This is a genomic window from Saccharothrix syringae, assembly GCF_009498035.1.
Classification (GTDB): Bacteria; Actinomycetota; Actinomycetes; order Mycobacteriales; family Pseudonocardiaceae; genus Actinosynnema; species Actinosynnema syringae.
Genome location: NZ_CP034550.1, coordinates 3,905,415 through 3,928,922, shown reverse-complemented (window position 1 = coordinate 3,928,922; position 23,508 = coordinate 3,905,415). Strand labels below are relative to the sequence as shown.

Sequence of the window (23,508 nt, the reverse complement as noted above, 5' to 3'; positions counted from 1 at the left end):
CTGGCCGCTACCCCTGCGACGGTGGTCACGTGCCGAACACCAACACCGAGCGGGACGACCTGCTCACCGCGCTCACCGCCGCCCGCACCGCCCTGACCAGGACCACGCACGGGCTCGACGACGAGCAGGCGGGCGAGCGCCCCACCGTCAGCGAGCTGTGCCTGGGCGGTCTGGTCAAACACGTGGCGTCCATGGAGGAGCAGTGGATCCGCTTCGCGGCCGAGGGCCCCTCGGCCATGCGCTACGACCTGCCCGAAGGGGTCACCTGGGCCGATTTCGCGGCCGGTACCGCGCGGGAGTTCCCGCAGTGGGCCGTCGACCACCGGAACGACTTCCGGATGCTGCCCGGCGAGACCCTGGCCGGGGTCCTGGACCGCTACGAGCGCGTCGCCGCCCGGACCGCGGAGGTCGTCGCCGCCCTGCCCGACCTGTCGGCGGCGCACCCGCTGCCGGAGGCGCCCTGGCACGAGCCGGGCGCGGTGCGCAGCGTGCGCGGGGTGCTGCTGCACCTGATCGCCGAGACCTCCCAGCACGCCGGTCACGCGGACGTGCTGCGCGAGAGCCTGGACGGGCGGAGGTCGAGCTGACCACCCTGGACGACCGGGCGCTCAACCGCGCGACCCTGGCCCGGCAACTGCTGCTCGACCGCGCCGACGTGCCGGTCTCCGACGCCGTCGCGCACCTGTGCGGGCTCCAGGCGCAGGAACCGCAGGAGCCGTTCACCGGCCTCTGGTCGCGGCTGCGGGCGTTCGACCCGGCGGTGCTGTCGGACCTGCTGGTCGGGCGGCAGGTGGTGCGGACCCACCTGATGCGCCGCACCGTCCACCTCGTCACCGCGCGTGACGCGCTCGCCTGGCGGGCGCGTCACGACGCCATGCTGCGGCAGCGGGTGCTGGGCACCTACCGCCGCGAGCTGGCCGGGGTGGACCTCGGCGAGCTGGCGGCGGCGGGCCTGGCGGTGATGGCCGACGGCCGGCCCCGCTCCGCGGCGGAGCTGACGCCGGCGCTCGTCGAGCGGTGGCCGGCGCCGGGGCGGCGGGCGCTGGGCGAGATGGTGATCGCCGCCCTCCTGCCCATGGCCCAGGTGCCGCCGCGCGGGCTGTGGCGCGTGAAGGCGGGGGTGCGCAACGCCCTGCTGTCCTCCTGGCTGGGTCGTGACATCGACCCGCCCGCCCCGGAGGGCACCGACCCGGTCGGCCGGGCGCTGGTGCGGCGCTACCTGGCCGCCTTCGGCCCCGCGTCAACGGCCGACCTGCGCGCCTGGTGCGGGCTGGCCGGGCTGCCGGCCGCGGTGGCGGCGCTGCGCGACGAGCTGGTGGCGTTCCGCGACGGGCGCGGGCGGGAACTGCTCGACCTGCCCGACGCGCCGCGGCCCGACCCCGGCACGCCGGCCCCGGTGCGCTTCCTGCCCGCCTTCGACAACGCGATCCTCGGCTACCACGACCGCACGCGCGTCATCGACGACGCGCACCGCGGCCTGTCGGTCGCCGGTGAGCGGGTCGTGCTGGTGGACGGGCGGGTGGCCGCGACCTGGACCACTCAAGGCGACGACGTGGTCGTGACCCCGCTGCGCCCCTTCACGCGGGCCGAGCGGGTGGCCGTCGCGGAGGAGCGGGAGGAGCTGGCGGCGTTCCTGGGGAAGGAGGTCTGAGCGCCGTCACACCAGAGCGCGCAGCGCCGCCGCGGTCTCCGCGACGCAGGTGGCGAGGTCGGCCCGCTGCTCCTCCGCGACCCACCGCGCGAACGCGACCTGGAAGACCGCCACCGCGCTGTGGGCGGCGAGGGCGGCGGCGGGCTCGGCGACGCCGCGCGTGCGCAGCGCCTCGGTCGTCAGGTCGGCCAGGGCCGCGATCTTGAGCAGTTCGCGCTCGCGCAGGCCCGGGTTGGCCTCGATGATCCGGGCGCGATGCGCGGCGTGCTCCCGGTGCCCCTCCAGCAGGTCGGTCGCGGCGACGACGCCGACCAGCGCCGCGTCGAACGGCGGGAGGTCGGGTGCGGCGAGGATCGCCTCGCGCGCCGTCCGCACCAGGGACTCCGAGCCGTCGAACAGGACCTCGCGCTTGTCGGCGAAGTGCCGGAAGAAGGTGCGCTCGGTGACGCCGGCGCGCTCGGCGATGTCGCAGGCGGTGGTCTGCTCGAAGCCGCGCTCGGCGAACAGCTCCAGCGCGGCGCGGGTCATCCGCCCGCGCGCGTCCGGCTCCCAGCGTCCCATGCCGGGAAGTGTAGTGATGACAGCTACTGACATGCCGTGCTACGGTCGATGTCAGTCACTGTCATGAGAGGAACCCCCACCATGCGCGTCTTCGTCACCGGCGCCTCCGGCTGGATCGGCTCGGCCGTCACCGACGAACTGCTCGCCCACGGCCACGAGGTCGTCGGCCTCGTCCGCTCCGCGGAGGCGGCCGACGCCCTCGCCGCCAAGGGCGCCACCCCCCACCGCGGCAGCCTCGACGACCCCGACGACCTCGCCTCGGCGGCCGACGCCGCGGACGGCGTCGTCCACCTCGCCTTCAAGCACGACTTCACCGACTACGCCGGCGCCGGCCGCACCGAGCACGCCGTCGTCAGGCGGGTGCTCGACGTGCTCCAGGACAGCGGCCGGCCGTTCCTGCTCGCCTCCGGGCTGGCCGGGTTGGCCGGCGGGCGGCCGGCGGGCGAGGATGACGCCTCACCGCACCACGGCCCCGACTCGCCGCGCGGCGGCAGCGAGAACCTCGCCCTGGCCTACGCCGACCGGGGCGTGCGCCCGGTGGCGCTGCGCTTCTCCCCCACCGTGCACGGCATGGGCGACCCCGGCTTCGTCTCGGTCCTGACCAGGATCGCCAAGGAGCGCGGCGCGGTCGGCTACGTCGGCGACGGCTCGACCCGCTGGGCCGCCGTGCACCGCTCCGACGCCGCGCGACTGGTCCGGCTCGCGCTGGAGCAGGCCCCGGCGGGCGCGCGGCTGCACGCGGTGGCCGAGGAGGGCCTGGCCTCCCGCGACATCGCCGCCGCCCTCGGCGAGCACCTGGGCCTGTCGACGGTGTCGGTCGCACCGGAGGACGCCGAGGCCCACTTCGGCTGGATCGGGCACTTCTTCGGCGCGGACGTCGCCGCGTCGAGCACCCACACCCGGCGGCTGCTCGACTGGGTGCCGACGGGGCCGACGCTGTTCGAGGACATCGCCGCCGGGGCCTACCCGCTGCCGGGGTGACGGCTCCTTGCCGCGGCGCGACACCTAGCACTACTATGCCTAGAACTTCTAGGTAGGAGTGTCGCGTGAAAGTCACCAAGGACCTCGTGGCCGCCTCGGCGACCCCGATGGTGCTGGGCATCCTGGCCGAGGAGGACAGCTACGGCTACGCCATCCTCAAGCGGATCAACGAACTCTCCGGCGGTGAGCTGGACTGGACCGAGGGGCTGCTCTACCCGCTGCTGCACCGGCTCGAACGCCTCGGCCACGTGGAGTCGAGCTGGCAGTCGGTCGCCGGGGAGCGGCGGCGCAAGTACTACCGCATCACCGACGGCGGCCGGGCCGAGCTGGCCGAGCAGCGCCGCCAGTGGGAGACGGTCGTGGGCGCGCTCAAGGGGATCTGGCCCGGTTCCGACGGTTCCAGGCCGCTGATCGCGCTCCCGCTGGGCGGCCGAGCATGACCGACGACCTGGAGGCGCAGTTCGCCCAGTGGCGCCGGTACCTGGAGGGGCGGCGGGAGCTGCGGCCGGCCGACGTGGAGGAGTTGGAGGACCACCTCCGGGGCTCGGTCGACGCGCTCGTCGAGGTCGGCCTCCACGCCGACGAGGCGTTCCTGGTCGCGGTCAAGCGCATGGGCAGCCTGGACGACCTGTCCCGCGAGTTCGCCCGGGAGCACTCGGAGCGGCTGTGGAAGCAGTTGGTGCTGACCGGCACCGCCGACGGCGCCGGGGCGGGCACCCGCTCGCGGCGCGACCTGCCGGTGATGGTGCTGTGCGCGCTGGGCGCGGCGGTGTCGGTCAAGGTGCCCGAGCTGTTCGGCCTGACCCTCGACCGGGACGGCGCGTTCTACGCGCCCAACGCCGCCCTGTTCGCGCTGCCGTGGCTGGCGGGTTTCCTGGCCTGGCGCCGCGGCGCGGCACGCGCGGTGGTCGGCGTGCTGGTGGGGTTGTTCGCGCTCGGCGCCGTGGCGGCCAACGCCTACCCGCTGGCCGAGGACTCCCAGTCGGTGGTGCTGACCGCGATCCACCTCGTCATCGCGCTGTGGTTCGCGGTCGGCCTGGCCTACGTGTCCGACGACCTGCGCTCGCCGCGCCGGCGCATGGACTTCGTCCGCTTCACCGGCGAGTGGTTCGTCTACTACGTCCTCATCGCTTTGGGCGGCGGGGTGCTGACCGCGTTCACGGTCGGCACCTTCACGGCCATCGGGATCTCCCCGGAGGGCTTCGTCAGCCGGTGGCTCGTGCCGTGCGGGGCGGTGGCCGCGGTGGTGGTGGCCGGGTGGCTGGTGGAGGCCAAGCAGAGCGTGGTGGAGAACATCGCGCCGGTCCTCACGCGACTGTTCACCCCGCTGTTCACCGCGGTGATGCTGGGTTTCCTGGTCACCTTCGGGCTGACCGGCGACGGCATCGACGTCGAGCGGGAGGCGCTGATCCTGTTCGACCTGCTGCTGGTCGTGGTGCTCGGCCTGCTGCTGTACTCGACCTCGGCCCGCGACCCGCTGGCGCCGCCCGGCCTGTTCGACAAGCTCCAGCTCGCCCTGGTGGTGAGCGCGCTGGCGATCGACGTGCTGGTGCTGCTGGAGGTCACCGGGCGCATCACCGAGTACGGCACCACGCCCAACAAGGCCGCGGCGCTCGGCGAGAACGTCATCCTGCTGGCCAACCTGGCCTGGTCGGCCTGGCTGGTGCTGGGCCTGGTCCGCCGCCGCGCGCCGTTCGCGGCGCTGGAGCGCTGGCAGACCTCCTACCTGCCGGTGTACGCCGGGTGGGCGTGGGTGGTGGCGCTGGTCTTCCCCCCGCTGTTCGGCTACCTCTGAACCGCCGGTCCCGCCGGTGCGGCCCTGATCGGCGGCACCGGCGGGAATTCATGTACGTGAATTGACGGGCCGTTCGCGGTGAATTGCGCGGCCATTCATGAATGTGAAATTTCTTGCCTCCCGGGCCTGGTTGCGCAACTCTGGCTGGGAGCGTTCCCGGATAGGTCCTGACCTGGCACTTCCCCTGGTCAGCCTCCCCTGGGGCCTCCGCCGCACAACCCTGCTCGCAAGGAGGCGACGCATGCGTTTGCGCCTGGGAGTGTTCTCCGCCGCGCTTTTGGCCGCACTGGCGTTCACGCCGGCCGCCCATTCCGCGGCCGACCCCGTCCTGGTGGTGGCACCCAACGGAGACGACGGCAACCCCGGCACGGTCGACCGCCCCCTCAAGTCCATCCAGCAGGCGGTGGACCTGGCGCGGCCGGGCACGTCGATCCTGCTGCGCGGCGGCACCCACGCGTTGACCGCCAACGTGCAGATCCGCAAGAGCGGCGAGCCGGGCCGACCGATCCGGCTGGCCAACTACGCCGGTGAGCGCGTCGTCGTGGACGGCGAAGCGCTGCCGGCGAGCCACACGCCGGTGGGTGGCGGCATCCCGCGCGCCGAGCGGGGCGCGTTCCACCAGGAGGGCTCGTCGTGGTGGCACGTCTCGGGCCTGGAGATCACCCGCGGCCCGTACGGCTGGTACTGCGACGGCTGCAACAACAACGTCTACGAGCGGCTGGTCACGCGGGACAACTATGAAAGCGGTTTCCAGCTCCAGGGCCCCTCGGCGGGCAACCTGATCCTGAACCTGGACAGCCACCACAACCGCGACCCGCGCAAGAACGGCGAGAGCGCCGACGGCCTGGCCGTCAAGGAGGGGTCGGGCACCGGCAACGTCGTGCGGGGCGCCCGCCTGTGGAACAACGTCGACGACGGCTTCGACGCCTGGCTGTTCACCTCGCCGATCCGCGTCGAGAACACCATCGCCTACGGCAACGGCTACAACCGCTGGAACCTGCCCGACTTCTCCGGCGACGGCAACGGCTTCAAGCTCGGCGGCGGCTCACCCGCCCCGGCGGCCGACCACGTGCTGGTCAACACCATGGCCTTCCGCAACGCCGCGCACGGCTACACCGACAACGGCAACCCGGGCCGCCTGGTGCTGACCCGCAACACCGCCTGGAAGAACGCCAAGACCGGCTTCACGGTCAACCGCTCCGCGTCCACCCCGACCGGCAACCTCGCGGTCGGCAACGCCACCCCGGTCTCGTCGGGCACCTCCACCGGCTCGGGCAACTCGTGGGACATCAAGTCCTCCTGGGGCGACGCGGACCTGGTCAGCACCGACGCCGCCACGATCACCGGCCCGCGCGACGCGGCCGGCACCATCCGCACCTCCCGGTTCCTCGAACCACGCGACCGTCCCGGCCTCGGCGCCCGGATCTGATGGACACTGCACAGCGAAGTGGAGTTCTCATGAGCACAATGGACCGTTCTTCACCCACGCGCACCGCGCGGTGGCGCCTGGGCCTGGTGGCCGCGGCCGTCGCCGCGGTGGGTGCGGCCACCCTCACGGCCTGGGTGAACGCGCCCACCGCGAGCGCGGCGGTCGGCGCGGGGACGTACACGCTGAAGAACGCGGGCAGCGGGCTGTGCCTGACCGTGCCGAACGCGAGCACCGCCTCGGGCGTGCAGCTCCAGCAGGCGGCGTGCGGCAGCCAGCGGTGGGTGCTGTCCGAGGTCGGCGGCGGCTTCCGGATCACCCCCGCGGGCAGCGGCCTGTGCGTCGGCGTCCAGGACGGCTCGACCAGCGCGGGCAAGGCGATCCAGCAGCAGTCCTGCACGGGTGCCGCCGGCCAGACCTGGGCGCTGACCGCGAGCGGGAGCAACTACCGCGTGGTCAACGTCAACGCCGACAAGTGCATGAACACCAAGGACAACTCCACCTCGGCCGGCGCGGGCGTCCAGATCAACTCCTGCGACAGCGCCGCCACCAAGCAGTGGACCCTGACCCCGGCCGACGGCGGATCGACCACCACCAGCACCACCAGCACGACCCGGACCACGACGACCACCACCACGACGTCGCAGCAGCCGGGCGGCGGCGACGGCAGCGGCCCGTGGCCCACCGCGACCGGCAGCGTGAAGCTGACCGACACCATGAACGTGGGCTCCTACTTCAACGGCGGGTTGAAGAGCTACTACGGCATCGGTGACGGCGGCCAGGGCGAGAGCCAGGACCCGATGTTCGTGGTGGCCGACGGCGGCACGATCGAGAACGTGATCATCGACGCGCCGGCGGGCGACGGCATCCACTGCGAGGGCTCCTGCACCATCCGCAACGTGTGGTGGAACGACGTGGGCGAGGACGCGGCCACGTTCAAGTCCCCCAGCTCCTCGGCCCGCTACCTGGTCGACGGCGGCGGCGCGAAGTCGGCCTCGGACAAGGTGTTCCAGCACAACGGCGCGGGCACCGTCACCATCCGCAACTTCCAGACCAACGGCGTCGGCAAGCTCTACCGCGCCTGCGGCAACTGCGCCACCTCCTACCAGCGCCACGTGGTCATGGACGGCGTCACGGTCCGCAGCACCAAGGTGCTGGCGGGCATCAACACCAACTGGGGCGACACCGCCCGCTTCTCCCGCATCACCGTCTACGGCAGCGCCTCGATCTGCGACAAGTACAAGGGCGTGCCCAAGGGCAGCGAGCCGACCAAGATCGGTTCCGGTGCCGACGGCGTGAACTGCTTCTACTCGTCGTCCGACATCACCTACAAGTGACCGGCCGGGGGCCGTCGGACCGCGGTCCGACGGCCCCCGCCGCGGTTCAGCGCGGGACGACGACGATGCCGTCCTCGTCGCTGTGCAGCTCGTCACCCGGCGTGAAGACGGCGTTGCCGAACTCGACCGGCACGTCCCGCTCGCCGGAGCCTGCCTTGGTGCTCTTGCGCGGGTTGGAGCCCAGCGCCTTCACGCCGAGGTCGAGCTCCCGCAGGGCCGCGACGTCCCGGACCGCGCCGTTGATCACCACGCCGGCCCAGCCGTTGGCCGCGGCGATGCCGCCGATGACGTCCCCGAGCAGGGCCTTGTGGACCGATCCCCCACCGTCGACGACGAGCACCCGGCCGCGGCCCGGTTCGGAGAGCACCGACTTGAGCAGGGCGTTGTCCTCGAAGCAGCGCACGGTGGCGATCGTGCCGCGGAACGCCGCGCGGCCGCCGAACTGCCGGAACTGCGTGTCGCAGGACTGGATCGACTCGCCGTGCTCGTCGTAGAGGTCGGCGGTGGGGGTCGGGGCGGGCGTGGACATCGTCCTCCTTGGTGGCTCGGGTGCGCTCAGCACCGGGTCCGGGGCGTCTCGTCCACCTGCAAGGTGAACAGGTCGGGCCGCGAGTAGTGGCCGACGGGGTCGAAGTCGAAGCGGGCGCGGGCCAGGTCGAGCAGGTCCAGTTCCGCGGTCAGCACGCCCTCGGCACCCCGCAGCGGCCCGGCCAGGACCTCGCCGAGCGGGGAGACGATCACGCTGCCGCCGCCGATCAGGACGGTACCGGGGTCCTCGCCCTGCACCGGGTGCACGTCGGCGGGCAGGTCGGCGCGCAGCAGGTACTGGCTCGCGGCGAGCACGAAGCAGCGCCCCTCCAGGGCGACGTGCCGCATGGTGGCCTGCCAGTTGTCGCGGTCGTCCACCGTGGGCGCGCACCACAGGTCGACGCCCTTGGCGTACATCGCGGTGCGGAACAGCGGCATGTAGTTCTCCCAGCAGATCGCCGCGCCGAGCCGGGCCGCGCCGGCTTCGACGACGGGCATGGTCGAGCCGTCGCCCTGGCCCCAGATGAACCGCTCGGCCGCGGTCGGCATCACCTTGCGGTGCAGGCCCAGGTAGCCGTCGGGGCCGAAGAACAGCGCGACGCAGTACAGCGTGCCACCGCACCGCTCGACCGCGCCGGTCACCAGGTGGCAGCCCAGCTCGCGGGTCAGTTCGGCCAGCACCCGCGTCTCCGGCCCCGGCACGGCGATGGCCGAGTCGTGGTAGCGGCGGAACAGCTCGCGCCCCTCCGGGCTGCGGCTGCCGACGGTCACCCCGAAGTCCAGGCCCTTGGGGTAGCCGCCGAGGAACGCCTCGGGCAGCACGACCACCTCCGCGCCCCGCCCGGCCGCCTCCCGGACCAGGTGCACGGCCTTGTCCAGGTTCGCGGGCGTGTCGAACAGGCGGGCCCCGGCCTGCACCACGGCCACCGCCACGCGGCTCTCGTCGACGTCCATGGTGTGCACGGTAGGTCCCCGAGATGTGCGCGGCCGCCTCCGACCCCAGAATGATCTCGAAGAGCGATTTTTCCCGGGGGTGGTTCGACGTGACGGGTGCCGAGGGCGTGCCGAGGTTGCGGCAGGTGGTGCTCGACTGCACCGACACCAGGGCGGTGGCCGAGTTCTACCGGCAACTGCTGGGCCTGGTCTACCGGCCGGGTGACGAGCCGGGTGGGGGTGCGGACGACTGGCTGGTGCTCAGGACCGCCGAGGGCGTGCCCCAACTGGCGTTCCAGCAGGTGGCCGAGCTGCCCGCGGCGACCTGGCCGGAAGGTCCGGTGCCGCAGCAGTCGCACCTGGACCTGACCGTGGCGTCGGTCGAGGAGCTGGAGGTGCAGCACCGGCGCGTGCTGGAGCTGGGCGGGCGGCTGCTGCGCGACCGCAGCGACGACCCGGAGGAACCGCTGTACGTGTACGCCGACCCGGCCGGGCACCCGTTCTGCGTGTTCGTGGCCTGACCGGTCCGTCGCGATCCGGGCGGCGCGATCAGCGCGGGCAGTTCGGCGGCGCGTCGTTCCCGAGGTCGGTGATCTCGTGGCACAGCTGCCTGACCGCGGTGTCGGGGTCGGTGTGCCACAGGGTGATGGTGCTGTCGGCCCCGGCGGTGGCGAGGGTCCTGCCGTCGGGGCTCCAGGCCAGGGCGGTCACCGGGCCCGGCCGCCCCGAGAGGGTGGCCCAGCGGGAGCGGCTGTTCAGCTCCCACAGGGTGATCGTGCCGTCGACGGCGCCGGTGGCGAGCAGCGTGCCGTCCGGGCTGATCGCGGCTCGCCACACCTCGGAGGTGTGCCCGGTGAGGCGACCGACCTCCTGCCACGTGGTGGTGTCCCAGAGGATGACCTCGGAGTCGATGCCGGTGGTGGCGAGGAGCTTGCCGTCGGGGGTGGGCGCGATCGCCATGACGGGTCTGCGGTGGCCCCGCAGCCGCGCGACCGGTTCCCCGGTCCCCACGTCCACGATCGTGACCTGGCTGGTGATCTCGGCCAGCGCGGCCCGTGTGGCGCCCGGCAGGAACGCGGCACCGGTGAACTGGTTGCCGCCCTGCTGCGGCATCACGTCGGTGACCGCGTCCGGGCGGTCGACGTCCCAGATCACGGTGGGCAGGTTCGCGTCGTTGACCCCCAGGACGTGGCGGCCGTCGTCCGCGAAGGCCGCGATGCGCGTGCGCACGGCGGAGGGGGGCCAGCCGGGGACGGAGAGCCGCACCGGTGCGCCACCGCCGGTGGCCTGGACGGTGACGGGCCTGCCCGGTGAACTCAGGACCAGGCGCTTGCCGTCGGGGCTGAACCAGCCACCGGCGTTGTCCTCGACGAGGTCCAGCGAGTCGGCTCGCCGCAGTCCCGAGCCGGTGTGCCAGGTGGTGAGCGTGCCGGTGTCCTGGAACGCGCGCAGCGTGCCGAGGCCGTCGAACCGCAGGTCGGTGATGTCGCTCCCGGCCGAGGTGGGGAGCTGGTCGGCCGTCCAGGCGAACAGGGCGCTGGTGCTCGACGCGATGAGCGTGCCGTCCTGGGCGAACTCCGGTTCCCACACGCCCGACAGGTCGGGCAGGTCGTCGCGCGGCGGGTCGTCGACCGGCACGTCGGGCAGTGGTGCGCGGTTGGCCACGTCCCACAGGGCGAGGCGGCCGTCCGCGCCGCCGGAGGCCAGGAGCCTGCCGTCCGGGCTGAAGGCGACGCCGTACGTACCGCCCGCGTGGCGGGCCGCGACCGCGATCCTGGTTCGCCCGGCCACGTCCCACAGGACCACTTCCCCGTGCTCGCCCCCGATGGCGAGGAAGTCGCCGGCGGGCGTGAAGTCCAATGCGGTGACCCCCCGCCCCGCGGGCAGGCTCGCCGTGCGGGCACGGCTCGTCAGGTCCCACAGCTCTACCTCACCGGTGGGGGTGACCACGGCGAGGGTGCGGTTGTCGTCGGTGAAGGCGGGCGGTGTGTAGCCGTCGCTCACGACTTCGAGCTCACCGGTGCGCTCACCGGCCGCGGTGTCCCACAGCGTCGTGGTGCGGCCGGCCCTCGCCACGGCCAGGGTGCGGCCGTCGGGGCTGGTCGCGAAAGCCGCCCCTCCGTCGGAGTCGACCTCCACGCGGTGCACGCGCTCGCCGTCGGGCAGGCGCAGCAGTGTGACGCGATCGGGTGCCTCGGACACCACGAGGGACTGCCCGTCGGAGGTGAACCGGACGTCGTCGACCGCGTCCGGTGATCCGCTCACCGGGAACCCCTTGACGCGCTCCAGGGTGTCGGTTGCCAGGAGCACGACCTCTTCCTCGCCCAGGATCGCGATGCGGCTCCCGTCGGGGCTGATGGCGGTCCCGGCTCCCCACTGGGCGACGAGCGGGACCCGGCGGTGGTCGCCCTGCCTGGTCGCGGCTGCGGTCAGGAGGCTGCTGCGGGCCTCGACGGTCGGGGAGGCGGCGTGGGCGGCGAGGGCGTTGCGCGCGGCCTCGGTCCAGTGGGTGGTGCCGCGCGTGGCCAGGTTCCGGGACAGCTCGGCCTGGTCGGCGAGGTGGCGCTGGCGCAGCACGGGAACCGCTATCGCCGTGGCGGCCAGCAGCAGCGCGACCACGGCGGCGACCAGCAGCCGCCGCCTCAGGCGCACCGAGCGGTGGGCGCTCGCCTCGGCGGCGGCGCTGTGGTCGAGGAAGGCCCGTTCGCGGTCGGTGAGGGCAGGGCGGGCGCGGTCGACCCAGTCCAGGGTGGCGGCGAGGCGGGTGGTGCGGAACAGGGCGCCGGGGTCGCGGTCCAGGTCCTCCCAGACGGCGGCGGCTTCGGTGAGGTGGCGCTGGGTGCGCAGGCCGGCGCGGTCCTCGTCGAGCCAGCCGCGCAGCCTCGGCCACGCCTGGAACAACGCCTCGTGGGTGATGTCGACCTCGTCGCCGGTCAGGGTGACCAGCCGGGCACCGGCCAGGGCGTCGAGGACCGGCCGCACCTCTCCGCCGAGGGCGTCCAGCTCCTCCCGGGCCACCCGGCGCTTGGTGTCGTCGGTGCCCTCGCCCGGGGCGGTGAGCCGCAGCAGGACCTGCCGGGCCAGCTCCCGCCGGGCCGGCGGCAGCTCGGTGTAGACGTGCTCCGCGGTGCGGGCCAGGGCGCTGCGGATGCCACCCGCCGCCTGGTAGCCGGCCAGGGTGAGCGTGTTGCCGCGGCGACGCCGCCACGTCTCCAGCAGCGCGTGGGAGACCAGGGGCAGCGCGCCGGTGCGGGTGGCGGCATCGGCGACCAGCTGGGTCACCAGTGCCGACTCGACGGCGCAGCCCGTCGCGGTCGCCGGGCGGGTGACCGCTCGGCGGAACTCCTCGACGGTCATCACGCCGAGCAGCACCTGGGCGTCCTCCAGCGCCTCGGCCAGCTCCGGGTGCCGGGCGCAGTGCGGGTAGAAGTCCGACCGGACCCCCAGCACGACGCGCACCCGGCTGGTGGCGGCCCGCGCGGCGGTCAGCAGGAGCGCGATGAAGGCCGACCGGGTGCCGTGGTCGCGGCAGAGGGTGAAGACCTCCTCGAACTGGTCGACCACGACGAGCAGGTCGGCCCCGGCGGGCTCGTCGGCCAGCAGCTCGCGGGCCACCAGGTGCAGGGCGCGCGGGTAGGCGGTGAAGTCGGCGGCCAGCTGAGCGGCCGGGCGGCCGGTCAGCCCGGCCAGGCGCACGGCCAACTCCTCGAACGGGTCCGGACCGGGGGTGAGCACGACGTGGCGCCCGGCGGGGAAGGCGGGCAGCAGGCCCGCCCGCAGCACCGAGGACTTGCCCTCGCCGGAGGCACCGAACAGCGCCAGGAACCGCTGCCGGGTCAACCGGTCGAGCAGCTTGTCCACCACCGCCTCGCGACCGGCGAACCGGTCGGCGTCGCCGGTGTCGAAGGCCGCCAGGCCCACGTACGGCGCGGGCCCCTCGGGTGCCGGGGGCGCCGGGGCCTCCTCGCGGACCAGCAGATCGGCCACCTCGTGCCAGCGCCGCCGCCAGGTCTCCTCGTCGCCGCCGCACGCCCGCACGTAGGCCAGCGTGAGGTCCAGGCTGGGCAGCTTGCGCCCACCGGCGGCGTCGGACAACGCGGACGGCGAGTAGTGCGCGCGACCGGCCAGCTCGCGATAGGTCGGCCTGCCCGCGGTCACGCGCAGTGCCCGCAACTCGGCGGCGAACGCGGTCAACGGACCGCCGTCGGATTCCAGCGGTCGTTCGGCACGTGGCACTGCGCAGGTCCCCCTCACCCGTTCGCTGATCGCCGATTGTCGAGTCGTCGTTGTCCACCGTCCACGCGTTCGACGACGAACAACCCCTTCGGCCTAGACATGCCGAACACGGAGCGGAACGGGGGCAGCGGTGGAGCTGGGAGTACTGGGTGGGGTCCAGGTCCGGTCGGCGGCCGGATCGGTGGACCTGGGGCACGCCCGCAGGAGAACCGTGCTGGCGGTGCTGCTGGTGGAGCCGAACGAACCGCAGCCCGTCGACCGGCTGGTCGAGCGGGTGTGGGGCGACCGGGCACCGCACCGGGCGCACACCGCCCTGTACGGCTACGTGCACCGGTTGCGCCGGGCGCTGGCGGGCGGCGGTGGGACGCGCATCGTTCGCGCCGGCGGCGGTTACCAGTTGGACGTCGACGAGGCGGCAGTGGACCTGCACCGCTTCCGGGACCTGGTGCGCCGGGCGCGGGCGGCCGACGACGAGCGGGCGTTCGCCCTCCTGGACGAGGCGCTCGGCCTGTGGCGGGGCGAGGCGTTGTCCGGCGTCGACTCACCGTGGCTCGACCGGGTTCGGCGCACCCTCCACCTGGAGCGGGCGGAAGCCGAGCTGCACCGCAACGACGTGGGCCTGCGGTCGGGGCGGCACCACGCGCTCCTGGCGCCGATCTGGGCCCAGGCGGAGGCCCGCCCCCTCGACGAGCGGCTGGCCGGCCAGCTGATGCTGGTCCTGTACCACTGCGGCCGACAGGCCGACGCGCTGGAGCACTACCGGCGGGTGTGCCGCGCCCTCGCGGACGAGCTGGGGGTGGTGCCCGGTCCGCAGTTGCGGGAGGTGCACCACCGGATCCTCACCGGGGCACCGCCCCGTGCCGCCGAGGCGCGCCGATGACCCCGGCGCGCTCACGCGACACCGCCCGGCCGTCACCCGGGTGGTCACCGCGACCGGGCGACCCCGGTCGACCCGCGCAGCACCAGCCGGCGCGGCCGGCCGATCGCGCCGTGCGACGCCACCACGGTGACGTCGTCGGGGATGTCGCGCCCCAGCTCGCGCAGCACCTCGGTGACCCCGTAGGCGACCTGGCCGCTCCCGCAGAAGATCGCGTCCACGTCCGGGTGGGCCGCCGGCAGCCCGGCCGCCGCCTGCCTGCCCCACCGCTGCGACCACTGCCCGAAGCGCGGACCGCCGACCAGCGGCACGCCCGCCTCGTCCAGGGCCTGCCGGAACGCGGCCGCCCGGTCCCGCGCCGTCCGGTACCCCGGGTCGCCGCTGATGTGCGCGATCCGCCGCCTGCCCGGGGACAGCAGGGCCCGGCGGCCAACCGCGCGCCGCCCGGGTCGTCGGCCAGGATCGACACGTCGTCGGGGTTGTCGGACTCGCAGTACGCGTAGACCACCGGCACCGGGACCTCCTCGGCCGGTGACAGCCGGACCTCGTTGCCGTCGCCCGGCACGGCGAAGCCCTCCACCTGCCGGGCGAGCAGCGTCCGGATGTAGTGCCCGCGCCGGATCGCGTCGCCGCGCGCGTTCTCCGCGCCGAGCAGGACCGGGACGGCGAACCGCGGGTCAGCGCGGCCACCTCGGTCCGCGCGTTGAGCGCCTTGGGACACCTCCGCCAACCGCGCCACGTCGGCGAGCGTGGCACCCGCGCGCCGTCGGGCCACCGAAAGCCTTTTCGGGGCAGCATACGTCCGGGTCACCCCGCGGGCAGCCAGACCCGCATGGTCGACGGCCCCCGGTTCGCCCACTCGTGGTGGGCCGCCGGCGGCACGTCCTCGGACCCGGGCTCCGCCGCGGCCGGCTCCGGCCGGTACGGCCACCCGTGCCCCGGTACGGCCACCCGGGCGCAGCGCACCACCACCCGCCCGTCGACCTCGCGCGGCGGCGTCGTCGGGCGCCGGTCCGGGGCCGGTCCCTGATCACGAGGTCGTTCGTTGCCGTCCCGGCTACAACGGCCTTTGCGCCCCCACCTCCACCAGCCCGGTGAGAGCCCGCGGCAACGGCCCCCGGTGCAGCACGCCGAGGCGCTGGGTCGCGCGGGTGAGGGCGACGTACAGCTCCGCCGCGCCGCGCGGCCCGTCGGCGAGGATGCGCTCCGGCTCCACGACCAGCACGGCGTCGAACTCCAGGCCCTTGGTCTCCGACGCGGGCACCGCGCCCGGCACGTCCGGCGGCCCGATCACCACGCTCGTGCCCTCGCGCCCGGCCTCCTCCCGCACGAACTCCGCCACGGCAGCCGCCAACCCCTCGTCGGTCACCTGCCGGGACCACGGCCGCACGCCGCACGCGCGCACCGAGTCCGGCGGCTGGACACCGGGCGCGAAGTCGGCCAGCAGCGCGCCCGCGACGGCCATGATCTCGGCCGGCGTGCGGTAGTTCACCGTCAGCGACCGGTAGACCCAACGACCCGGCACGTACGGCTCCAGCACCGCCGCCCACGACGTCGCCCCGGCCGGCGAGCGGCGCTGCACGAGGTCGCCCACCACCGTGAAGGAACGACCCGGGCAGCGGCGCATCAGCACCCGCCAGTCCATCTCGGACAGTTCCTGCGCCTCGTCGACCACGACGTGCCGGTAGGTCCAGTCCCGGTCCGCGGCGGCGCGTTCGACCAGTTCGCGGGTGTCGCGCTCCAGGACCCGCTCGGCCAGGTCCTCGGCGTAGAGCAGGTCCTCGGCGAACAGGTGGTCCTCGTCGTCCATCGAGTCCTGGCGCCCCACCAGCATGCCGAGCACGTCGGCGGCGTACTCGGTCTGCGCCTTCCGCTCCCGCTCGGCGGCCGCGTCGTCCGACTTGTCGCGGCCCAGCAGGTCGACCAGCTCGTCGAGCAGCGGCACGTCCGACACGGTCCAGGCGTCGCCCTCGGCGCGGAACAGCACGTGGTCGGCACCCGCGGCCCGCAGGCGCTCCGGGGACGAGTACAGCTCGGCCAGCAGGCCCTGCGGCGTCAGCACGGGCCACAGCTCGTCGAGCGCGGCGGTGAACTTCTCGTCCTGCGCCAGCTCCTTGAGCAGGCCCGCCCGCAGGCGCTCCCACTCGTCGCGGTCGTCCCGGGACAGCCAGCCCCGGGTGATCCGGGACATGGCGCGCTCGGTGAGCACGTACGTGACGATGTCGGCGAACACCGCGCGGGCCTCGTTGTGCGGCTGCCCGCTCGCGCGCGCCTCGTCCCTGGCCCACGCCGCGGTCTCGGCGTCGATCCGCAGGGTGACGCCGCCCAGCTCGACCGGCAGCGGCTCCTCCGGCAGCCGCTGCCGGTCGGCGACCGCGGCGGCGAGCACGTCCAGGACCTTCAGCGACCCCTTGAGCCGCGCGGCGTCGGGGGCGTCCTCGGCGGTGACCAGCAGGCCGGGCACGAGGCCGCCGGTGGTGGTGAACACCACGTCGGACTCGCCCAGCGACGGCAGGACGCGGCCGATGTGGTTGAGGAACGCCGGGTTGGGCCCGACCACGAGCACCCCGTGGCGCTCCATGCGCTCGCGCTGGGTGTAGAGCAGGTAGGCGACGCGGTGCAGCGCCACCACGGTCTTCCCGGTGCCCGGTCCGCCCTCGATGACCAGCACGCCGGGGTGGTCGAGCCGGATGATCTCGTCCTGCTCGGCCTGGATCGTCGCGACGATGTCGCGCATCCCCTCGCCGCGCGGCGCGTTGACCGCCGCCAGCAGGGCCGCGTCGCCCCGCTCGGCGCCGCCGGGGCGGCCCAGCACCTCGTCGGTGAACTCCACCACCCGGCGCCCGCGGGTGTGGAACTGGCGACGCCGGCGCATTCCCTCCGGGTTCGCGGCGGTGGCGGTGTAGAAGGGGCGCGAGGCGGGTGCCCGCCAGTCGAGCAGGACGGGTTCGTAGTCGTTGTCCTGGTCGAACAGCCCGACCCGGCCGATGTACGAGCGCTCCCCGCCGGTGCTGTCCAGGCGGCCGAAGCACAGGCCGTTGTCCACCGCGTCCAGCCGCCGGACCTCCCTGGTCAGCGCGCGCACCTCGTCGTCCCGCTCCATGGGCGTGCCGCCGTTCCCGCGCAGTGCCGCGTCGTACTCGCCCTTCACCCGCGCGCGTTCGGCGTCGAGCCGTTCGTAGAGCCCGGCCACGTACTCGCGCTCGGACCGCAATTGTTCTTCGTACTGCTCGTTCGACACGTTTTTCCTCACTGCGGCTGACGGGCCTTCCGCGGTTCCGACTTCGGCGGGCGATTCTGCGGCACGACCGGGGCCTTGCCGCAAGCCCCCCGATGCGTTATAAGTTGATAGTGGCGGAGAGTGTCGGCTCTCCTTTTTCGAGATCACTTCCCCGGTTTTCCGGCCACCGGCCCCGCAGGTCCCCTGTATCCGCGCGGCCCTGAGCGGATCCACCACAGGTGACGAGCCCGCCGCGCCCCCTCGACGTGGAGCTGACGCGCCTGCGCCTGGTCGACCGGCTCGCGCGCCGCTGGGAGCACCCGGTGACGCTGGTGGTCGCCGGGCCGGGGTTCGGCAAGACGACCGCGCTCGCCCAGGCGGTGCGCGCGCACCTGCTCGAACCCCGCGGCGCGGACGCGTGGGTGACCTGCTCCCCCGCCCACGAGAGCGCCGACGCCCTGGCCGGTGCCCTGCTCGACGCCCTGGCCGCCGGGGGTGCGCGGCGGACGGGCGGGGCTGTCGCCGACGCCTTGGCCGCTGAGGGTGCGCGGCGGACGGGTGGGGGCGTCGCCGACTCCCTTGCCGCCGAACGCTCCCAGCCGACCGGCAAGGCCGCCGTCGCTCCCCTGCCCTCCGACAGCCCGCGGCGGACCGGCCGGGCCGTCGTCGACGCCCTGGTCCGTGCGGCGCCGGTCGAGGTGTGCCTGCTGCTCGACGACGTGCACGAGGTTCCCACCGGGTCGCCGGGCGCGGCCCTGCTCGCGCACCTGGTCCGGGAGCTGCCCGCCACCGCGCACCTGGTGCTGTGCGGGCGCGGCCTGCCCGACCTGCCCCTGGCCCGGCGCGAGGCGGCGGGCGAGGTGGTCCGCGTCGGCGCCGACGAGCTGTGCTTCACCGACGTGGAACTGCGCGCGCTCGGCCACCGCCTCGGGCGGGACCCGTCACCGGCGGCGGCCCTGCACGGCTGGCCGGCGCTGGTGCGGCTGGCGTTCGCGGCCGGGCCCTCGGCACCCTGGCGGTACGCGCGCGAGGAGATCCTGAGCCGGCTGTCGAGCCCGCAGCGCCGCGCGCTGGCCGCGCTCGCCGCGCTGGACACCGCGACCGGCGCGGAGGTCGCCGCGGTCACCGGCGCCCCGGCCGCGCTCGACGAGCTGGCCCGGCGGATACCGCTGGTCAGCGAGCTGGACGACGGCCGCTACCGCGCGCACGAGCTGTGGACCGAGGCGCTGCACCGGACCAGGGCGCCGCTGGACCTACCGCAGCCGCTGGACCTGCCACAGCTACAGCCGCCAGACCTGCCACAGCTACAGCCACTGGACCTGCCGCAGCTGCACCGCCGGGCGGCGGCCGTGCTCACCGCGCGCGGTGACGTGGTGCGCGCCGGGGCGCTGGCCTGTCGCGGTGGGGACTGGGACCTGCTCGCCGACCTGGCCGTGGAGCTGGTGGCCACCACGCTGTCGGCGCTGCCCCGGCTGGTGGCCCAGCGCTGGCTCGACCGCGTGCCGCCGCCGGTGCGGGAGCGGCCGGCGTTCCTGCTGCTGCGGGCCGCGGTGCTGCACGCGGTGGACTTCGCCGACGCGCGGATCGACCCGCTGCTGGACCGGGCGTGGGACGGGCTCAGGCACGCCGCGGTGCTCGGGCAGGCCGTCGTCACCGCGCACTCGCGGGCGGACCTGGCGCGGCTGGTCGAGCTGGCGGGCCGGACCGGGGACCTGCGCGGCGAGCCCACCTCGATCGCGCTGCTGGTGCGGCACGGCGTCGCGGCGACGCTCGCCGAGGTCGGCGGCGACCCGGAGGCCGCGCTGGCCGAGATCGTCCGGGCACCGGTGGTCGGCGTGCCGCCGCAGATGGCGCTGGCCACGGTGCGGTGGCACTACCACTGCCTCAACATGTGCGGGCTCGCCGGGCAGGCGGCGGAGCTGGCCGACCGGGCGCTGCGCGACGCCGACGAGCGGCACCTGCGGCTCGCCGGGCCGATCGCGCGCTGGTTCGACGGCGACCCGGCCGACCTGGACCGGCTGCGCGGCGCGCGGGCGGGCGGCACCGCGCGGGACTCGTTCGTCGCGGCGGCGTTCCTGGCGGTCATCGCGTCCTGCTGCGGTGACGCGCCGGACGCGCTGCCGTGCGGCGACCCGGCCGACCACGACAACCCCCGGGACGCCGTGCTGGCCTGCGCCGCGCGGGCCGCGGTGGCGGTCGGGGCGGGCGAGGAGGACGCGGCGCGCCGGGCGTTCGCCGAGCACCTGGCGCGGTGGCCGGTGGCGGAGCGGTTCCACGAGCGGCACCTGCGGCGGTTCCTGGCGCTGGGCTACGTGCTCAGCCCGCGGCTGCGGGCGGTGTGGGACCGGGTGGAGCTGGGGCCCTCGCACGAGAGGGCCCGGGGCGCGGCGCGCGCGCTGGTGCTGGCGCGGGCCGGGAACCCGGCTCCGGCGGCGCGGCTGCCGTTCGAGCACGCGCTGTGCTTCCTGCCGCTGCCGTGGTCGGTGGAGCTGGCGGCCCGGCGCGCGGCGGCGGGCGACCTCCGCCTGGGCCGGTGGCTGGCGGACGCCCTCGGGCCGGTGGTCCACCGGCACTTCCGGCTCCTGGGGACCGGAGAACCGCGCACAGCGCGACCCGGGAGCGGGGAACCGCACGAGAGCGCGGCACAGCCGCCGAGAACCGGGGAACCGCGCGAGGGAGCGGCACGACTCCTCGCCGCCCTGCCCGCCCCGCCGGTGACGCGCACGGCAGTGGAGGTGCTGGGCGCGATGCGGGTGACCCGCGACGGGATCGCCGCGGACGCGCCGGAGCTGCGGCGCGCCCGGGTCCGCCAACTGCTCGGCGCGCTGGTGCTGCGCCCGGTGCTCACCCGTGAGCAGGCGGTCGGGCTGCTGTGGCCGGACCTGGACCAGGCCGGCGCGGCGCGGAACCTGCGGGTGACCCTGACGCACCTGCGCCACCTGCTGGAACCCGACCGCCCCGGTGGCGAGGCGAGCTTCCACCTGCGCACCGGGGGCAACGCGATCCGGCTGGTCCGCTCGGCCTGGCTGGAGGTCGACCTGTGGACCTGCGACGCGCTCGACGACGAGGTGCGCGAGGCCAGGGCCGCCGGTGACCTCGAACGGGCCAAGGACCTCCTGCGGGCGCGGGTGGCGCGGTGGCGGGGCGACCCGCTGCCCGACCTCGTCGCCACCGCCGACCCGGAGCTGGGCGTCGAGGTGGACCGCATCCGCGCGCACCACGTGCGGGCCGTGCTCGGCCTGGGCGAGCTGCACCTCGTCTCGGGCGCGACGACCGAGGCCGCGTCCCTGGCCGACCGCGCCCTCGCCGTCGACCCGTTCGCGCCGCGCGCCCACCGCCTGGCCCTGGCCGCCGCCCTGAAGGGCCACGACCCGGCCCGCGTCGCGGCCGCCCGGGACACGGTCCTGGCCGCGCTCGACCAGCTCGGCGCACCGCCCGACGCGGCGACGAAGCTGCTGCTCGACCAGGCGCTGCCCCCGACCCGTCGCCGGGGGCAGCGCGGTGGGAGCGGTCAGCAGTTGACGACCACCTCGTCGTTGACGCAGACGTCGGCGAGCGCACCGCCGTTGGCGTAGTCGCCCTGGTCGTGGGTGCCGCCGTCGAGCAGGTCGTTCCCGTCGCCGCCCAGCAGGCGGTCGTCGTCGCCCTGGCCGTAGAGCCGGTCGTTGCCGGCGCCGCCGTGGATCTCGTCCTCGCCGGCCAGCCCGCACACGACGTCGTTGCCCTGGAGCGCGTAGACCAGGTCCGGGCCCGGCGTCCCCTCGATCACGTCGGGGCCGACGGTCCCGGAGGTCGGCACCCCGGGCACGGCGTAGATGGTGGGCACGAGCCCCGCGCACGGCTGTGCCCAGGGCGGGGGGTCGTCGGCCGCGGCCGCGGTACCGGTGGTCGCCGCCACCGCGCCGCCCAGCACCAGCAGGAGTGCGGCCATCCGAGTGCGCATGATCATGTCCGAGCCTCCGATACCCGAAGTGGTGGCGCCTGCGGCCACCTCGGGCACCAGGTTCCGCACCGGGCGCTAGCCAGGCGTTAACCGGGTTCCGGGCGGCTGCACCGCACCCACGCCGCGCGGGCCCTGCGGCCGGGCGGCGTCTTCCGGCGGGTGCGTCACCGACCGCACCCACGCGAAGCGGACCGACCGGCGCGGCAACTCCGGGACAGCTCCCGGCGGGCGCGTCACCGATCGCCCGGCGTGACCAGGCCGGACTCGTAGGCGAGGACCACCAGCTGGGCGCGGTCGCGGGCGTGCAGCTTGGTCATGGCGCGGTTGACGTGGGTCTTCGCCGTCAGCGGGGTGATCACCATGCGCTCGGCGACCTCGTCGTTGGACAGGCCCTGCGCCACCAGCGCGACGGCCTCGCGCTCCCGGTTGGTCAGCTCCCGCAGCCGGTCGTCGGCGCCGGTGGTGAGCGGCCTGCTGACGAACCGGTCGATCAGCCTGCGGGTGATCGACGGCGCCAGCATCGCCTCGCCGCGCGCGACCACGCGGATGGCGTGCAGGAAGTCCTCCGGCTGGACGTCCTTGACCAGGAAGCCGGCCGCACCGGCGCGCAGCGCGTGGAACACGTGCTCGTCGAAGCCGTAGTTGGTCAGGATGACCACGCGCACCGCGGCCAGGGCCGGGTCGGCCGCGATGCGCCGGGTGGCCTCGATCCCGTCCACGCCGGGCATCCGGACGTCGAGCAGCGCGATGTCGGGCAGGTGCCGCCCGGCCAGCGCCACGCCCTCGGCGCCGTCGCCCGCCTCGGCCACCACCTCGATGTCGTCCTCGACGTCGAGCAGCGCGCGGAACCCGCTGCGGATCAGCGGCTGGTCGTCGACCAGCAGGACGCGGATCACGGGGTCCGGTCCACGGGCAGTTCGGCGTGGACGGTGAAGCCGCCCCCGCCGCGCGGCGCCGCGTGCAGCCGGCCGCCGAGGGCGGTGACCCGCTCGCGCATCCCGAGCAGCCCGACGCCGGGCACCGGCGCGCTGCCCGGCGTGGCCCGGCCGTCGTCGTCGACCCGGATGACCAGGGCGTCGGGGCGGTGGTCGATGCGCACGGACGCGGTGGCGGCGCGGGCGTGGCGGGCGACGTTGGTCAGCGACTCCTGGACGATCCGGTACGCGGTCCGCCCCACCGCGGCCGGCACGTCGTCCGGGTGCCCCTCGACGGTCAGCCGCGCGTCCAGGCCGGTCGCCCGGGCCGAGCGCACCAGGTCCGGCACGTGGTCGAGGCCGTGCGGCGGGTGCCCGTCGTCGTCGCGCAGCGCCTCCAGGGTCGCCCGCAGCTCCCGGGTGGCCTCGCGACCGGCCTCCCGGATCGCCAGCAGGGCCTCCGGCACCGGTTCGCCCCGCTTGCGGGCCAGGTGGACGGCGACCTCGGCCTGCACCTTGATCACCGAGATCTGGTGGGTGAGCGAGTCGTGCAGCTCCCGCGCGATGTGCAGGCGCTCCTCGGTGGCGCGGCGCAGCGCGGTCTCCTCTCGGGTGCGCTCGGCCTCGTCCGCCCGGCGCTCGGCCTGGCGCAGCGCCTCGCCCGCCGCGCCGGCGGCGACCAGCCAGGCCAGCTCCAGGACGTCGCGGGACTGCGTGAACGCCTCGCCGACGGGCCACCGGTGGGGCGAGACCAGGATCGCCAGTGGGAGGGCCGCCAGCATGACCACCGAGCCCACCACCGTGACGGCGCGGTGGCCCGCCCGCATGGTGCCGTACACCGCGAACAGGTACGCGACGACGGGCACGTCGAACCCGACGGCCTGGTAGCCCAACGCGCACAGCCCCGTCACGACCAGCACGGCGACCGGCGCCCGTCGGCGGGCGGCCAGCGCCAGCCCGCCGGCCGCCAGCAGCACGTGGCCGAGCGGGTCGAGGTCCGTCGCCGGGTGCCGCCCGGACAGCCCGGCGACCAGCAGGGCGGCCGCCACGCCGACGGCGATCGCCCAGTCCCGCCTGCTCATGCGTGCACCCTAACCGGGCGTCCG

At 74.9% G+C, this 23,508-nt stretch carries 20 protein-coding genes; 11 read left to right on the top strand and 9 right to left on the bottom strand.

What is annotated here, in order from left to right; genetic code table 11:
* Positions 1 to 29: 29 nt before the first annotated feature.
* Positions 30 to 587, top strand: a complete 558-nt coding sequence (locus EKG83_RS17285; protein WP_033433988.1) for a DinB family protein — start codon at positions 30 to 32, stop codon at positions 585 to 587.
* Positions 584 to 1,651 carry a winged helix DNA-binding domain-containing protein gene (locus tag EKG83_RS17280; RefSeq protein WP_033434059.1) on the top strand — a complete coding sequence of 356 codons (1,068 nt, stop codon included), beginning with the start codon at positions 584 to 586 and terminating at the stop codon, positions 1,649 to 1,651. Before EKG83_RS17285 ends, EKG83_RS17280 begins: the two co-directional genes overlap by 4 nt.
* A gap of 6 nt (positions 1,652 to 1,657) precedes the next feature.
* Here the strand turns inward: EKG83_RS17280 and EKG83_RS17275 are convergent, their stop codons facing one another.
* Positions 1,658 to 2,212, bottom strand: coding sequence for a TetR family transcriptional regulator (locus EKG83_RS17275; protein WP_033433989.1), 555 nt, complete (start codon positions 2,210 to 2,212; stop codon positions 1,658 to 1,660).
* Positions 2,213 to 2,293: 81 nt separating this feature from the next.
* Here EKG83_RS17275 and EKG83_RS17270 point away from each other — a divergent pair, with 81 nt between their 5' ends.
* The 5 genes from EKG83_RS17270 to EKG83_RS17250 all read left to right on the top strand — a co-directional run bounded on the left by EKG83_RS17270 (position 2,294) and on the right by EKG83_RS17250 (position 7,751).
* Complete coding sequence (locus tag EKG83_RS17270) at positions 2,294 to 3,193, top strand: SDR family oxidoreductase (RefSeq protein WP_033433990.1); 900 nt, start codon at positions 2,294 to 2,296, stop codon at positions 3,191 to 3,193.
* 65 nt (positions 3,194 to 3,258) lie between these two features.
* On the top strand, positions 3,259 to 3,633 hold the full coding sequence (locus EKG83_RS17265; protein ID WP_033433991.1) for a PadR family transcriptional regulator: 375 nt from the start codon (positions 3,259 to 3,261) through the stop codon (positions 3,631 to 3,633).
* The gene (locus tag EKG83_RS17260) at positions 3,630 to 4,988 is read left to right on the top strand and encodes a permease prefix domain 1-containing protein (RefSeq protein ID WP_033433992.1); all 1,359 of its coding nucleotides are present in this window, start codon (positions 3,630 to 3,632) and stop codon (positions 4,986 to 4,988) included. The genes EKG83_RS17265 and EKG83_RS17260 overlap by 4 nt, the downstream gene beginning before the upstream one ends.
* Before the next feature lie 241 nt (positions 4,989 to 5,229).
* On the top strand, positions 5,230 to 6,417 hold the full coding sequence (locus EKG83_RS17255; RefSeq protein WP_033433993.1) for a right-handed parallel beta-helix repeat-containing protein: 1,188 nt from the start codon (positions 5,230 to 5,232) through the stop codon (positions 6,415 to 6,417).
* A gap of 29 nt (positions 6,418 to 6,446) precedes the next feature.
* Complete coding sequence (locus tag EKG83_RS17250) at positions 6,447 to 7,751, top strand: pectate lyase (protein ID WP_033433994.1); 1,305 nt, start codon at positions 6,447 to 6,449, stop codon at positions 7,749 to 7,751.
* A 46-nt stretch (positions 7,752 to 7,797) separates the two neighbouring features.
* On the opposite strand, the gene rraA is transcribed toward EKG83_RS17250, so the two are convergent.
* Both rraA and EKG83_RS17240 read right to left on the bottom strand, forming a co-directional pair.
* Positions 7,798 to 8,280 carry a ribonuclease E activity regulator RraA gene (gene rraA / locus EKG83_RS17245; protein ID WP_033433995.1) on the bottom strand — a complete coding sequence of 161 codons (483 nt, stop codon included), beginning with the start codon at positions 8,278 to 8,280 and terminating at the stop codon, positions 7,798 to 7,800.
* A gap of 26 nt (positions 8,281 to 8,306) precedes the next feature.
* Entirely contained in the window at positions 8,307 to 9,233 is a 927-nt protein-coding gene (locus EKG83_RS17240) for a nitrilase-related carbon-nitrogen hydrolase (RefSeq protein WP_033434060.1), read from the bottom strand.
* Positions 9,234 to 9,283: 50 nt separating this feature from the next.
* Here EKG83_RS17240 and EKG83_RS17235 point away from each other — a divergent pair, with 50 nt between their 5' ends.
* Positions 9,284 to 9,733 carry a VOC family protein gene (locus tag EKG83_RS17235; RefSeq protein WP_153278181.1) on the top strand — a complete coding sequence of 150 codons (450 nt, stop codon included), beginning with the start codon at positions 9,284 to 9,286 and terminating at the stop codon, positions 9,731 to 9,733.
* A 28-nt stretch (positions 9,734 to 9,761) separates the two neighbouring features.
* On the opposite strand, the gene EKG83_RS17230 is transcribed toward EKG83_RS17235, so the two are convergent.
* A complete protein-coding gene (locus EKG83_RS17230; RefSeq protein WP_051766613.1) occupies positions 9,762 to 13,406 on the bottom strand; it encodes an nSTAND1 domain-containing NTPase in 3,645 nt (1,214 codons plus the stop codon).
* A 172-nt stretch (positions 13,407 to 13,578) separates the two neighbouring features.
* Here EKG83_RS17230 and EKG83_RS17225 point away from each other — a divergent pair, with 172 nt between their 5' ends.
* The gene (locus EKG83_RS17225; protein WP_084716927.1) at positions 13,579 to 14,328 is read left to right on the top strand and encodes an AfsR/SARP family transcriptional regulator; all 750 of its coding nucleotides are present in this window, start codon (positions 13,579 to 13,581) and stop codon (positions 14,326 to 14,328) included.
* 44 nt (positions 14,329 to 14,372) lie between these two features.
* Here EKG83_RS17225 and EKG83_RS47865 read toward each other — a convergent pair whose 3' ends face one another.
* Positions 14,373 to 14,711 carry a substrate-binding domain-containing protein gene (locus EKG83_RS47865; RefSeq protein WP_248782439.1) on the bottom strand — a complete coding sequence of 113 codons (339 nt, stop codon included), beginning with the start codon at positions 14,709 to 14,711 and terminating at the stop codon, positions 14,373 to 14,375.
* A gap of 446 nt (positions 14,712 to 15,157) precedes the next feature.
* Here EKG83_RS47865 and EKG83_RS46920 point away from each other — a divergent pair, with 446 nt between their 5' ends.
* Positions 15,158 to 15,355: a hypothetical protein gene (locus tag EKG83_RS46920; protein WP_170191922.1), complete on the top strand. Its 198-nt coding sequence runs from the start codon at positions 15,158 to 15,160 to the stop codon at positions 15,353 to 15,355.
* Positions 15,356 to 15,382: 27 nt separating this feature from the next.
* Here EKG83_RS46920 and helR read toward each other — a convergent pair whose 3' ends face one another.
* On the bottom strand, positions 15,383 to 17,566 hold the full coding sequence (gene helR, locus EKG83_RS17215; protein ID WP_194283030.1) for an RNA polymerase recycling motor ATPase HelR: 2,184 nt from the start codon (positions 17,564 to 17,566) through the stop codon (positions 15,383 to 15,385).
* A 218-nt stretch (positions 17,567 to 17,784) separates the two neighbouring features.
* On the opposite strand from helR, the gene EKG83_RS17210 reads away from it, so the two are divergent.
* On the top strand, positions 17,785 to 21,120 hold the full coding sequence (locus EKG83_RS17210) for a BTAD domain-containing putative transcriptional regulator (protein ID WP_153278180.1): 3,336 nt from the start codon (positions 17,785 to 17,787) through the stop codon (positions 21,118 to 21,120).
* Here the strand turns inward: EKG83_RS17210 and EKG83_RS17205 are convergent.
* From EKG83_RS17205 to EKG83_RS17195, 3 genes are all read right to left on the bottom strand, one after another.
* A complete protein-coding gene (locus EKG83_RS17205; RefSeq protein WP_153278179.1) occupies positions 21,057 to 21,494 on the bottom strand; it encodes a calcium-binding protein in 438 nt (145 codons plus the stop codon). The genes EKG83_RS17210 and EKG83_RS17205 overlap by 64 nt on opposite strands.
* Before the next feature lie 227 nt (positions 21,495 to 21,721).
* Entirely contained in the window at positions 21,722 to 22,384 is a 663-nt protein-coding gene (locus EKG83_RS17200) for a response regulator (RefSeq protein ID WP_033434001.1), read from the bottom strand.
* Positions 22,381 to 23,484: a sensor histidine kinase gene (locus EKG83_RS17195; RefSeq protein WP_033434002.1), complete on the bottom strand. Its 1,104-nt coding sequence runs from the start codon at positions 23,482 to 23,484 to the stop codon at positions 22,381 to 22,383. The genes EKG83_RS17200 and EKG83_RS17195 overlap by 4 nt, the downstream gene beginning before the upstream one ends.
* Positions 23,485 to 23,508: the final 24 nt, after the last annotated feature.

What these genes read in the sequence shown, in the direction of transcription:
- EKG83_RS17260 (WP_033433992.1), top strand. Translation starts at nt 3,630, where the DNA reads ATGACCGACGACCTGGAGGCGCAGTTCGCCCAGTGGCGCCGGTACCTG.
- EKG83_RS17255 (WP_033433993.1), top strand. Translation starts at nt 5,230, where the DNA reads ATGCGTTTGCGCCTGGGAGTGTTCTCCGCCGCGCTTTTGGCCGCACTG.
- EKG83_RS17275 (WP_033433989.1), bottom strand. Translation starts at nt 2,212, where the DNA reads ATGGGACGCTGGGAGCCGGACGCGCGCGGGCGGATGACCCGCGCCGCG.
- EKG83_RS17270 (WP_033433990.1), top strand. Translation starts at nt 2,294, where the DNA reads ATGCGCGTCTTCGTCACCGGCGCCTCCGGCTGGATCGGCTCGGCCGTC.
- EKG83_RS17205 (WP_153278179.1), bottom strand. Translation starts at nt 21,494, where the DNA reads ATGATCATGCGCACTCGGATGGCCGCACTCCTGCTGGTGCTGGGCGGC.
- EKG83_RS17240 (WP_033434060.1), bottom strand. Translation starts at nt 9,233, where the DNA reads ATGGACGTCGACGAGAGCCGCGTGGCGGTGGCCGTGGTGCAGGCCGGG.
- EKG83_RS17235 (WP_153278181.1), top strand. Translation starts at nt 9,284, where the DNA reads ATGATCTCGAAGAGCGATTTTTCCCGGGGGTGGTTCGACGTGACGGGT.
- EKG83_RS46920 (WP_170191922.1), top strand. Translation starts at nt 15,158, where the DNA reads ATGGTCGACGGCCCCCGGTTCGCCCACTCGTGGTGGGCCGCCGGCGGC.
- EKG83_RS17250 (WP_033433994.1), top strand. Translation starts at nt 6,447, where the DNA reads ATGAGCACAATGGACCGTTCTTCACCCACGCGCACCGCGCGGTGGCGC.
- EKG83_RS17195 (WP_033434002.1), bottom strand. Translation starts at nt 23,484, where the DNA reads ATGAGCAGGCGGGACTGGGCGATCGCCGTCGGCGTGGCGGCCGCCCTG.
- rraA (WP_033433995.1), bottom strand. Translation starts at nt 8,280, where the DNA reads ATGTCCACGCCCGCCCCGACCCCCACCGCCGACCTCTACGACGAGCAC.